The organism is Polymorphospora sp. A560 (assembly GCF_045781765.1).
GTDB lineage: Bacteria > Actinomycetota > Actinomycetes > Mycobacteriales > Micromonosporaceae > Polymorphospora > Polymorphospora lycopeni.
In genome coordinates this window covers 3,084,830-3,096,807 of sequence record NZ_CP122282.1, presented here as the reverse complement: position 1 = coordinate 3,096,807, position 11,978 = coordinate 3,084,830, and the positions used below count along the sequence as shown (strand labels likewise).

Annotated in this window: 10 protein-coding genes; 4 read left to right on the top strand and 6 right to left on the bottom strand. The window is 73.9% G+C overall.

The window, feature by feature from the left end; genetic code table 11:
* Positions 1-25: 25 nt before the first annotated feature.
* From QCD66_RS13980 to QCD66_RS13970, 3 genes are all read right to left on the bottom strand, one after another.
* On the bottom strand, positions 26-250 hold the full coding sequence (locus QCD66_RS13980) for a helix-turn-helix transcriptional regulator (RefSeq protein WP_375732980.1): 225 nt from the start codon (positions 248-250) through the stop codon (positions 26-28).
* Positions 247-645 carry a hypothetical protein gene (locus QCD66_RS13975; RefSeq protein WP_364218535.1) on the bottom strand — a complete coding sequence of 133 codons (399 nt, stop codon included), beginning with the start codon at positions 643-645 and terminating at the stop codon, positions 247-249. The genes QCD66_RS13980 and QCD66_RS13975 overlap by 4 nt, the downstream gene beginning before the upstream one ends.
* Before the next feature lie 141 nt (positions 646-786).
* Entirely contained in the window at positions 787-1,932 is a 1,146-nt protein-coding gene (locus tag QCD66_RS13970; RefSeq protein ID WP_375732981.1) for an acyl-CoA dehydrogenase family protein, read from the bottom strand.
* A gap of 191 nt (positions 1,933-2,123) precedes the next feature.
* On the opposite strand from QCD66_RS13970, the gene QCD66_RS13965 reads away from it, so the two are divergent.
* Together QCD66_RS13965 and QCD66_RS13960 are read left to right on the top strand one after the other, a co-directional pair.
* Complete coding sequence (locus tag QCD66_RS13965; protein ID WP_375733000.1) at positions 2,124-3,101, top strand: aldo/keto reductase; 978 nt, start codon at positions 2,124-2,126, stop codon at positions 3,099-3,101.
* Between the two features lie 96 nt (positions 3,102-3,197).
* Positions 3,198-4,115 carry a 5'-3' exonuclease H3TH domain-containing protein gene (locus QCD66_RS13960; RefSeq protein WP_375732982.1) on the top strand — a complete coding sequence of 306 codons (918 nt, stop codon included), beginning with the start codon at positions 3,198-3,200 and terminating at the stop codon, positions 4,113-4,115.
* A 144-nt stretch (positions 4,116-4,259) separates the two neighbouring features.
* Here the strand turns inward: QCD66_RS13960 and QCD66_RS13955 are convergent, their stop codons facing one another.
* Complete coding sequence (locus QCD66_RS13955) at positions 4,260-5,048, bottom strand: MHYT domain-containing protein (RefSeq protein ID WP_375732983.1); 789 nt, start codon at positions 5,046-5,048, stop codon at positions 4,260-4,262.
* Between the two features lie 238 nt (positions 5,049-5,286).
* Positions 5,287-8,178 (bottom strand): DEAD/DEAH box helicase, encoded by a 2,892-nt coding sequence (locus QCD66_RS13950; RefSeq protein WP_375732984.1) that lies wholly within the window; start codon positions 8,176-8,178, stop codon positions 5,287-5,289.
* A gap of 183 nt (positions 8,179-8,361) precedes the next feature.
* On the opposite strand from QCD66_RS13950, the gene QCD66_RS13945 reads away from it, so the two are divergent.
* The gene (locus tag QCD66_RS13945; protein WP_375733001.1) at positions 8,362-9,039 is read left to right on the top strand and encodes an HAD family hydrolase; all 678 of its coding nucleotides are present in this window, start codon (positions 8,362-8,364) and stop codon (positions 9,037-9,039) included.
* A 67-nt stretch (positions 9,040-9,106) separates the two neighbouring features.
* Positions 9,107-11,008 (top strand): glycoside hydrolase family 15 protein, encoded by a 1,902-nt coding sequence (locus tag QCD66_RS13940; RefSeq protein WP_375732985.1) that lies wholly within the window; start codon positions 9,107-9,109, stop codon positions 11,006-11,008.
* 4 nt (positions 11,009-11,012) lie between these two features.
* Here QCD66_RS13940 and QCD66_RS13935 read toward each other — a convergent pair whose 3' ends face one another.
* On the bottom strand, positions 11,013-11,966 hold the full coding sequence (locus QCD66_RS13935) for a diacylglycerol kinase (protein WP_375732986.1): 954 nt from the start codon (positions 11,964-11,966) through the stop codon (positions 11,013-11,015).
* Between the last annotated feature and the right edge of the window lie 12 nt (positions 11,967-11,978).

The following is an 11,978-nucleotide window of genomic DNA, read 5'->3' as shown; positions in this document are numbered from 1 at the left end:
GCGTCATCTCGCCGCGCGAACCTCGCTACTCGACCCGGACGAGCCCGAGGTCCTGTGGGTCAGGGGTGAAAATCGCCTCGATGGAAACGCCGAACACCGCCGACAAGCGCATCGCGATCTTCAACGTGGGCTCGTACCGGCCGTTCTCCAGTGATACGACCGTCTGACGCGACACGTTGATCCGGTCCGCCAGCTCGGCCTGACTCCAGCGGCGCTCCGCGCGCAACACCGGAAGCCGGTTCGTGATCACTCCTCCTCACCGGCCAGCCGGCCCCACGCGAACGCGATGGTCCACACCAGGGCGGCGGCCGCAGCCGGCACCGCGGCTGTCACCCGCGGAGCCCCGACGAACGCCTCCAGTAGCGCATACCCGAACCCGGCGACCACGATCACCAGCACCGTGACCATCGACGCCCGCGTGGCATCCTGACGTTCCACGCCCTCGGTGTCACCACGCAGCAGCGCCTTCACCGTCGCCGCGACCAGCAGCACCAGACCGAGGTTCGCGGCGACCACCAGCGCCCATCCCGCCCACGGCGGCAGCGCGTCGAGCGCGTGCAACACGCCCGCCACCACCGCGCCAGCGAAGAACATCACCGTCCCGGCGACCACCGCGACCCGCTCACGCACGCTCAGACTCGTCATACCCGAGAAAGTACAGCCAGCTTGACTATATGACAAGCGCGCTTATCACTTGACGGCGACGTCATGACACCCGGCCCGAGGTATGCCTGTGGAACGCGGCGGCGGGAGCACCCGGCGTGCCCCCGCCGCCGTGCCGGCCGGTCAGGCCCGGGCGAGGGCGCGGGAGATGACGACCCGCTGGATCTGGTTGGTGCCCTCGACGATCTGCAGCACCTTGGCCTCGCGCATGTAGCGCTCGACCGGGTAGTCGGCGACGTAGCCGTAGCCGCCGAGGACCTGGACCGCGTCGGTGGTGGCCCGCATCGCCATGTCGGTGGCGAAGAGCTTGGCCTTGGCCGCCTCGATCGAGTACGGCCGGCCGGCGTCGCGCAGCCGGGCGGCGGCCAGGGTCAGCGCGCGGGCCGCCGACACCTGGGTCGCCATGTCGGCGAGCATGAAGCCCAGCCCCTGGAAGTCGATGATCGGCTTGCCGAACTGGGTCCGCTCCTTGGCGTACGAGGTGGCGAAGTCCAGGGCCGACTGGGCCAGCCCGACGGCGCAGGCGGCGATGCCGAGGCGCCCGGAGTCCAGCGCGGTCATCGCGATGGTGAAGCCGCCGCCCTCGGCGCCGACCAGCCGGTCACCGGGCACCCGGACGCCGTCGAAGGCGATCTGCGCGACCGGCGAGCCGCGCATGCCCATCGTGCGCTCGGCCGCCAGCGGCTCGATACCGGCGGTGCCCCGGTCGGCGAGCAGGCAGGAGATGCCGGCGGCGCCGGGGCCGCCGGTGCGGCAGAAGATGTTGTAGAAGTCGGCGGAGTGGGCGTGGGTGATCCACGCCTTGGTGCCGTCGACGACCCAGTCGTCTCCGTCGCGCTTGGCGCGGGTGGTCAGCGCGGCGGCGTCCGACCCACCCTGCGGCTCCGACAGGCAGTACGCGCCGAGCAGTTCCCCGCCGAGCATGTCGGGCAGCAGCGACTTGCGCAGTTCCTCACTGCCGTACGCGGCGACCGGGTAGCAGGACAGGGTGTGCACGCTGATCGCCTCGGCGACCGTCACCCAGCGGCTGGCGAGCACCTCCAGCACCTGGAGGTAGACCTCGTACGGCTGGCCGGCGCCGCCGTACTCCTCGGGGTAGGGCAGGCCGAGCAGCCCGGAGCGGCCCAGGGTGCGCAGGACCTCGCGGGGGAACTCGCCCCGGTTCTCGAAGTCGTCGGCGCGGCCGGCGAGTTCGCGGTCGGCGAGTTCGGTGGCGAGTTCGATCAGGTCGTACGCCTCGGGGGTGGGCAGAATCCGGTCGACTGTCATGGTGCGGCAGGCTCCGTGGGGTGTCGGGCTTCCGGCGGCGTCCAGGGTGTGGACGGCGCCGACTTCCCGCAAGCTTAACGCTCGTTCGGGTAGCTGGGGAGGTACGTCACATACCGGCCTGGTGACGACCACCCGGCACCGGGACCGGCCCGGACCCCGACCGGCCGCCGCATAGGCTCTGCCGGGTGGGTATGGATTATGTACGGCTCGGCGGGACCGGCCTGAAGGTGTCCCGAATCTGCCTCGGCATGATGAGCTACGGATCGTCCGCGTGGCGGGACTGGGTACTGGAGTACGACGCGGCGCTGCCCCTGGTCCGCCGGGCGGTCGAGCTGGGCGTGACGTTCTTCGACACCGCCGACATGTACTCGCTCGGCGCGAGCGAGGAGGTCACCGGCCGGCTGCTGCGGGCCCTGTTCGCCCGCCGCGAGGACTACGTCCTGGCGACCAAGGTCTACCACCCGATGGGTGACGGCCCCAACGACCGCGGCCTGTCCCGCAAGCACATCATGGCCTCGATCGACGACTCGCTACGCCGGCTCGGCACCGACCACGTCGACCTCTACCAGATCCACCGCTGGGACCCCGACACTCCGATCGAGGAGACGATGTCGGCGCTGCACGACGTCGTACGCGCCGGCAAGGCCCGCTACCTGGGCGCGTCGAGCATGTACGCCTGGCAGTTCGCCAAGGCCCAGCAGGTCGCCCGCGAGCACGGCTGGACCCCGTTCGTGTCGATGCAGCCGCACTACAACCTGGTCTACCGGGAGGAGGAGCGGGAGATGCTGCCGCTCTGCCTCGACCAGGGCGTCGGGGTCATCCCGTGGAGCCCGCTGGCGCGCGGCGTGCTGGCCGGCACCCGGGCCCGGGGCGGTGCCCGGCACACCACCCGGGCCCGCAGCGACACCCTCGCCGACGCCCTGTACGCCGAGTCCGACTTCGCCGTCGTCGACGCGCTGACCGCGGTCGCCGCCCGGCGCGGGCTGCCGCCGGCACAGGTCGCGCTGGCCTGGCTGCTGCGCCGGCCGGCGGTCACCGCGCCGATCGTCGGGGTGACCAAGTCGGGCCAGATCGACGACGCGGTGGCGGCCGTCGGCGTGGACCTGACCGACGAGGAGTGCGCGGAGTTGGAGGCGCCGTACGTGCCGCACCCGGTCCTCGGCCACTGAGGCACCGCCGGCCACCGGTCGCCGTCGCGGGTCGGGGTGCGGGCCGGCGGCGGGTCGGGGCGTGACCGGCCGGGCCGGCTGTGCCAGGCTGTCCGGGTGAACGACGCCCGCCCCCTGCTGCTGGTCGACTCGCCGAGCCTGTACTTCCGCGCCTACTTCGGCATCCCCGAATCCGCCGCCAAGGCCGCCGACGGCACCCCGGTCAACGCCGTCCGGGGCTTCCTGGACATGCTGGCGACCCTGATCCGCACCCGGCGACCTGACCGGGTGGTGTGCGCGCTCGACCACGACTGGCGGCCGGCGTGGCGGGTGGCGCTGCTGCCGACGTACAAGGCGCACCGGGTGGCGCCGGCCGGTGGCGAGGTCGTCCCCGACACCCTGGTCCCCCAGGTGCCGCTGATCCTCGACATCCTGGCGGCGATCGGCATCCCCGCCGTCGGCGCCGACGGCTACGAGGCCGACGACGTGCTCGGCACGCTCGCCACCGGCCAGCCGGGGCCGGTCGAGGTGGCCTCCGGCGACCGCGACATGATCCAGCTCGTCGACGACGCCCGGGGCGTACGGGTGCTCTACTGCGGCCGGGGCGTGGCGAAGCTGGAGGATCTCGACGACGCGGCCGTACGCGCCAAGTACGGCGTGCCGGCGGCCGGGTACGCCGACTTCGCCGCGCTGCGCGGCGACCCGAGCGACGGCCTGCCGGGGGTGGCCGGCGTCGGCGAGAAGACCGCCGCCCGCCTGGTCGAGCGGTACGGCGATCTGGACGGCATCCTCGCCGCGCTGGACGACCCGGCGTCGGGTTTCGCGCCGGGGCTGCGCGGCAAGCTGCTCGCCGCCCGTGACTACCTGGCGGTGGCACCGAAGGTGGTCCGGGTGGCCCTCGACGTGCCGTTGCCGGACCTGGTCACCGACCTGCCTCGCGGGCCGGTCGACCCGGACCGGCTGCTGGCGACGGCGCAGCGGTGGAATCTCGCCGGCCCGTGCCGGCGCCTGGTCGACGCGATCGCCGAACGCTGACCGCCACCGGGCCGGTCACCCGGTCTCGGGCCGATGGCCGGCCGGCCCGGTGGCGGTCGGTGGGTCCGCGCCGGCTGCCGGCCGGCACCGGGAGTTCCGCGCCGTACGGCGGCCGGCCCGGGAGTACCGCGCCGGCCGCCGGGGTCAGCGCGGGCGGTTGAAGCGGCCGGCGTCGGTGACCCGCAGCCCCGTCCTCGCCGGTGTCGGCGCCGGTGCGGCCGCCGTGTCGCGGTCGGCGATCTGCGCCTCGAGAAAGGCCAGGCCGGCCCGGTCCTCGTCGGTCGACGCGGCGACCAGCGCGTACGCCAGCCCGACGGCCACCACGATCACGGCGAAGACGATCGGCACGATCAGCGTCGCGGCGGTCACCCCGCCCAGCCGGCTGGGCGTGCCGTGCAGGTGGGCCGACATCGAGAACATTCCGGTGAAGTGCATCCCGTTCACCGCCAGGCCCATGACCAGCGCGGACACCACGATCACCGCCGGCCGGCGGACCCGTACGGCCATCCACAGCGCCACCGTGGCCGCGGCGATCGCGATCCCGACCGAGACCCCGACGAGGAGCGGGTCGTATTCGATGCGGCCGTTGAGCCGCATCGCCGCCATCCCGGTGTAGTGCATCGCGGCCACCCCCAGCCCGGTCAGCACACCTCCGGTCACAATCTTGACGGCCGTGGGACGGCCGAGTCCGACGATGAACAGGCCGATCGCGACGAAGACGATCGCGAGGACCGCGCTCGCCACGGTCAGCCCGATGTCGTAGCGGATCTGGGTGCCGGAGACCCGGAAGCCCAGCATCGCCATGAAGTGCATCGTCCAGATGGACGTACCGCCGATCCCCCAGGCGGCCAGGACCAGCCACCAGGTCCGGCGGCCGGTTGTGGGCGCGTCCCGCAGCCGGACCGTGCAGACCAGCCCGAGCATCGCTCCCATCACCGACAGTACATAGCTGAGAACGGGTGTCACCCACCCGTACCCGAAATGATCTATTTCCCCCACCACTCGCCCCCTTGGTCCCACGGACGGGACTATCCGCAGTTCAGAAGGGATAATCCGGAATACGAGCGGTCCTCACAATGAGACGACAGGGCGGTTTTCACCCCGGACGGTGGAGCCGGCATGCCGCCCCGGCCGAGGCCGAGGCGGCTACTCCGCGTGATGTGAAAGGTGTTCAGGCAGTCGGCAGATAGCCGAGAATGCCGCGGTTGATCGCCGTAATGGACTGCCTGGCCGTGGCCCGCACCCGGGCCGAGGCACCGCCGGCCGTCGACAGCTGGCCGAGCAGATCGACGACCTGACGCGCCCACCGGACGAAGTCGCCGGCCGGCATCTCGCCGTCCAGGTTGGTGCCGCTGGCCAGCACCTTCGCCAGCGCCTCACCCCGGGCCCACCGGTAGATGGGCCACGCGAACCCCAGATCCGGGTCGCGGGTCGCCTCCAGGCCCCGGGCCGCCTCGTCGGCCTCCAGTTCGGCCCACATCTTCAGGGTCGCGTCGACCGCGTCGGTGACCGCCCCGCGGGGCAGCGACGCCCGCTCGTCGGAGTCACGGCGGGACTCGTAGACCACGACCGACACCGCGGCGGCCAGCTCGGCCGGGTCGAGCCCGTCCCACACTCCGCGCCGCAGGCACTCGGCGACCAGCAGATCCGCCTCGGTCCAGATCCGGGCCAGCATCCGGCCGGCGTCGGTCATCTCCCCCTCGGCGGTCAGGTAGCCGCGCGCGGTCAGCATGCCGACCACCCGGTCGAACGTACGCGCCAGCGAGCCGGTCCGGCCGGCCACCCGCTGCCGCAACTCGTCGGTGTCGCGTTCCAGCCGCCGGCGCCGCTCCGCCCACCGGGCGTGCTCCTCGCGCTCCTCGCAGGCGTGGCACGGGTGCCGCCGCAACTGCGCCCGCAACTGGGTGAGCTGGTGGTCCTCGCCGCTGGCCCGCGACCGCCCGCCACGCCGTCCGGCGTGCCGGTCCAGGCCGGTACCGCTGATCGCCGCCGCCAGGTCCCGGCGGGCGGCCGGCGACCGGTGGTTGAAGTGCTTGGGCACCCGCAGCCGGGTCAGCACCTCGGCCGGGGCGGTGAAGTCGCCGACGGTGACCCGCCCGGCCCACCGGTCCTGCGTCAGGACCAGCGGCCGGGGCTCGCCGAAACCACCGGTGCCCGGTTCGAGCACGACGGCCAGCCCGGCCCGCCGCCCCGACGGGATCCGGATCACGTCGCCGACCCGCAACCGCTCCAGCGACGCGACCGCCGCCGCCTTACGCTGCGTCTGCCCCTGCCGGGCCAGGGCCCGTTCCCGGTCGCCGATCGCCACCCGCAGCGCGAAGTACTCGTCGAAGTCGCCGTGCTCGCACTGCGTCTCGACGCCGTACGCCTCCATCGTCTCGACGTTGCGCTGCACCTGCCGGGCCAGGCCGACCACCGAGCGGTCGGCCTGGAACTGCGCGAACGACGACTCCAGCAGCGCCCGGGCCGGCGCCGCGCCGACCGAGCCGACCAGGTTCACCGCCATGTTGTACGACGGCCGGAAGCTGGACCGCAGCGGATACGTACGCGTCGACGCCAGCCCCGCGACGTGCCGGGGGTCGACCTCCGGCGACCAGACGACGACGGCGTGCCCCTCGACGTCGATGCCGCGCCGGCCGGCCCGCCCGGTGAGCTGGGTGTACTCCCCCGGCGTCAGCTCGACGTGCGCCTCGCCGTTGAACTTGACCAGCCGTTCCAGCACCACGCACCGGGCCGGCATGTTGATGCCCAGGGCCAGCGTCTCGGTGGCGAAGACCGCCTTGACCAGCCCCCGGACGAACAGCTCCTCGACGACCTCCTTGAACGCCGGCAGCATCCCGGCGTGGTGGGCGGCCAGTCCGCGCTCCAGCCCGTCGAGCCACTCCCAGTAGCCGAGCACCGACAGGTCCTCGCCGGGGATGGCGGTGATCTTCTCCTCGACCACCTGGCGGATCTCGGCCCGCTCGTCGGGGCTGGTCAGCCGCAGCCCGGCGGCCAGGCACTGCTGCACGGCGGCGTCGCAGCCGGCCCGGCTGAAGATGAACAGGATGGCCGGCAGCAGCCCCTCGCGGTCGAGCCGCTCGACGACCTCGGAACGCAGCGGGCCACGCCAGCGCGGCCCGCGCCCCCCGGAGCGGCCCCAGCCGGGGCCGTGGGTACGCCCGTCGCCCAGTTCCAGCCGGCGCATCTGCTCCCGGCTGTAGCGCAGCAGTTCCGGGTGCACGTCGTGCTTGCGGGCCGCGTCGGCGTCGTGGAACAGGTCGAACATCCGGCGCCCGACCAGCATGTGCTGCCACAGCGGGACCGGCCGGTGCTCGCTGACCACGACCTCGGTCTCACCGCGTACGGTGACCAGCCAGTCGGCGAACTCCTCGGCGTTGGAGACGGTGGCCGACAGCGACACCAGCGTCACCGAGTCCGGCAGGTGGATGATCACCTCTTCCCAGACCGCGCCCCGGAACCGGTCGGCGAGGTAGTGCACCTCGTCCATGACCACGTAGGCCAGCCCCTCCAGCGTGCTGGAGCCGGCGTAGAGCATGTTGCGCAGCACCTCGGTGGTCATCACCACCACCGGCGCGTCGCCGTTGATCGCGTTGTCGCCGGTCAGCAGGCCGACCCGCTCGGCACCGTACCGGTCGACCAGGTCGTGGTACTTCTGGTTCGACAGCGCCTTGATCGGCGTGGTGTAGAAGCACTTGCGCGGCACCGACCGCCCCGGTGGGGCCTGCCCGGCGGGCGCGGCGCCCGAGGCGCCCTCTCCGGCGGTCAGATTCCCGACCGCCGACGGCGGCACGACCGGCCCGGCCGGGCCGACGGCCGACGGCCGCGCAGTGCCGGCCCGCAGCGCCAGGTGCACCGCAAACTCGCCGACCACGGTCTTTCCGGCGCCGGTCGGCGCGCACACCAGCACGCCGCTGCCGCGCTCCAGCGCCTCGCACGCCTCACGCTGGAACTCGTCCAGGTCGAAGCCGAGTTCCGGAACGAACTCGTCCAGGGCCGGATATGCGCGGGCCTGTGCGGCCCGGCGGCGCGCCGCGGCATACCGCTCGGCTGGGCTCGACATACCACCAAGATTAGTGCGTCATGCCCCGACACTCGCGGTGGGCCGCCGACCACGGCCGGTGTGAGCGCGCTCGGTAAGGTGCACGGCGTGCCGGACCATCCCCAACCGCCCAGTCCTCGCCACGCCAGCGGACCCGCGACGGCCGCCCCGGCGACACCCCCGCGCCGACCGGTCGAAGCCGTCCTGTTCGACTTCCACGGAACGCTCGCCCAGGTCGAGGACCCGGTCGCCTGGGTACGCGCCGGCGCGCGGGAATGCGGCGTCGAACTCGACCGGGGCCGCGCCACCGTGCTCGCCGACCGGCTGGTGACGGCCGGCCGGGCCGGCGGCCCGCTGCCGCACCGGGTGCCGCCCCACCTGGCCGAGGTGTGGGCCGACCGCGACCTCTACGAGCACGCCCACCGGTCCGCCTACACCGGGCTGGCCGCCACCGTCGACTCGGGCGTGGACGGGCTCGCCGAGGCCCTCTACGACCGGCTGCTGCGTCCCGACGGCTGGCTGCTGTACTCCGACACCGCCGCGACCCTGCGGGCGCTGCGCGACGCGTCGGTGCCGGTGGCACTGGTCAGCAACATCGGCTTCGACGTCCGGCCGCTGTTCGAGGCGTGGGGGCTGGCCGACCTGGTCGACGCCTTCGTGCTGTCGTACGAGGTCGGGCGCTGCAAACCCGATCCCGCGATCTTCCACCGGGCGTGCGGGATGCTGCGGGTCGATCCGGAGCGGGTCCTGATGGTCGGCGACACCCCGGCCGACGCCGGGGCGGTCCGGGCCGGCTGCGCGGTGCTGGTGCTGCCGGCCGCCGACCCCGGACGGGCCAACGGCCTGGCCGCCGTCCTGGACCTGGCGGTCACCGACCGCTGACCCGCCGCCGAGGAGTTTTCGCCGCCGCGGGCCGGGGTAGCCCCTTCCCGGGAGATCAGGAGGGGCGGTGGACGATAATGCGGCACAGGCCGGCGATCCGGCGCGACGGGAGGACCGGGCGGCCGCCCGCCACACGCCCGGAGGCGACGTGAGCGACGCGTTCCCGCCGATCGACTCGTACGCCTTCCTGTCCGACACCCACACCGCGGCGCTGGTCGCGCCGGACGGCGCGGTCGAGTGGTTCTGCGTGCCGCGGTTCGACGGCGACGCCGTCTTCGCCCGGCTGCTCGACCGCCGGGCCGGCGGCGCCTTCGAGTTGCGGGTCGACGGCGCCGACGCCCCCGACCGCCGCTACCTGCCGGACACACTGGTGCTCCAGACCCGGCACACGGCGCCGGACGGGGTCGCCGTCGGACACGACTTCCTCGCCGCCACGACCGGCCACCCCGACCGCCCGGTCCGCGCCCGGCACGTCCTGGTCCGCCACATCAGCGTGGAAAGCGGCACGGTGCGGTTGCGGGTCCGGCTCGACGTACGGGCCGACCACGGCGCCCGGCCGGCGGGCTGGCAGCGCCACGGCGACCGGTGGCGGGCGGCGGGCACACCGCTGTGGCTGTCCACCGACCTGCCGCTGCGGACCGACGGCACCACCCTCACCGCCGACCTGGAACTGACCGCCGGCGACGGGGCCACCCTGCTGCTCGGCTACGGCGAACCGCCCGCCCCGGCCGATGCCGCCAGCCTGCTCGACGAGACCGTCGGCACCTGGCGGGACTGGTCGGCCCGCAGCGACTACGCCGGGTACGGCGCCGACCTGGTCCGGCACAGCGCCCTGGTGCTGCGGGGGCTGTCGTTCGACCGGACCGGGGCGCTGCTGGCCGCCCCGACCACCTCGCTGCCGGAGGAGATCGGCGGCGTACGCAACTGGGACTACCGCTACACCTGGCACCGCGACGCCGCGCTGCTGCTGCTCGCCCTCTTCCGGCTCGGCCACCACGAGGAGGGCGGGCGCTACCTGCGCTTCCTGATCGACGTCTGCCAGGCGCCGGCCGGGACCCTGCACCCGCTGGTCGGCATCGGCGGCGAGACGACCAGCGACGACGAGCGGATCCTGACCCACCTCGGCGGCTACGCCGGCTCCCGGCCGGTCCGCGTCGGCAACGGCGCCGCCGAACAGGTGCAGTTCGACACGTACGGGCACGTGCTGGACGCGGCGCTGGCCTTCCACGAGCTGACCGGCGACCTCGCCGCCGACCAGTGGGGTTCGCTGCGCCGGCACGTGGAGACGATCGCCCGGCGGTGGCGCGAACCCGACCACGGCGTCTGGGAGATCCGGGCACCGCGCCAGCAGTACGTCTACTCCAAGGTGATGTCGTGGGTCTGCCTGGACCGCGGCATCCGGCTCGCCGGCCTGCTCGGCGACGCGACGGCACCGGTCGACGCGTGGCGGCGCGAGGCCGCGGACCTGCACGCGCAGGTCCTCGACCGCGGCTACGACCCGCAGGTCGGCGGCTTCGTCCTGGCGTACGGGTCGACCGAACTGGACGCCGCGCTGCTGCGCATCCCGCTGGTCGGCTTCCTGCCCGGCGACGACCCGCGGATGCTGTCCACGATCGACCGGATCCAGGAACGGCTGGCCATCGGCCCGGGACTGGTCCGGCGCTACACCGCCGACGACGGGCTGCCCGGCGAGGAGGGCGCGTTCCTGCTCTGCTGTTTCGAACTGGTCTCGGCGCTGGTACTGGCGCACCGGCACGACGCCGCCCGCGAGATCTTCGAACGGCTCGCCGGGGCCGCCGGCCCGCTCGGCCTGTACGCCGAACAACTCGCCGCCGACGGCACCGCGCTCGGCAACTACCCGCAGGCGTTCACCCACCTGGCGTTGATCGAGGCGGCCGTCAACCTGGACGCCGCGCAGGAGCGCGACGCCCTGCACGCCTGGGCCGAACGCGGCGGGCGGCGCGGCTGAGACCTCACCGCAGCAGCCGTACGGCGGCCGGGACCGCGGTCACCGTGACCGGCAGGCGGCCGGCCCGCTCCCCGTCGGCGTAGCCGACGATGCCGTCGGCGGCCAGTTCGACGGTCGCCGCCCGGTACGTGCGCACCATCGGGTGGGTGACGTGGGTGCCGCTGTAGAGCCGGGGTTTGACGCGGACCAGCGTGGTCCGGCTAACCGGGCCGACCACGACGACGTCGAGCAGCCCGTCGGTCGGGTCGGCGCCTGGGCACATCCGCATCCCGCCGCCGTAGCTGGCGCAGTTGCCGACCGCCACCAGGACCGCGTCGACGTGCCGTTCGGCGCCGTCGAGCACCAGCCGGTAGCGCCTGGCCCGCAGCCGGGCCAGCTCGACCAGGATCGCGATGTCGTAGCGCAGCGGGCCGCGCGGCCAGCGCATCCGGTTGGCGCGCTCGTTGACGACGGCGTCGAAGCCGGCGGCGAGCACCGCGCCGAACCAGCGGACCGTGCCGTCGGCGGTCGTCATCCGGGCCAGGTCGACGGGGCTGCCGCGGCCGGCGCGCAAGGCGGCGGCGATGGCGCCGGCGGCGGCGAGCGGCTCGGTGGGAAAGCCGGTGTCGGCGGCGAAGTCGTTGCCGGTGCCGGCCGGCACCGGCCCGAACGGCACGCCGGTGCCGGCGACCGCCTGGAGCGCCTGGTGGACGGTGCCGTCGCCGCCGACGGCGACGAGCCCGGCGACGCCGTCGGCGACCGCGGCGTGGCACCGGGCCAGGGCCTGTTCGGGGGTACGGGCGTCGAGCACCGCCAGCGGCCGGCCGGCGGCGGCCAGCCGGTCGAGTATGTCGGGCAGCAGCCCGCTGTGCCGGGACCGTCCGGCGGTGGGGTTGACCAGGACCGCCAGCGGCCGGTCGGGTTCGGACGGTGGCGGACCGGCGGGCCCGGCGCCGGAGGGTTGATCGTCAGCGGTCACGGCGAGCACCGT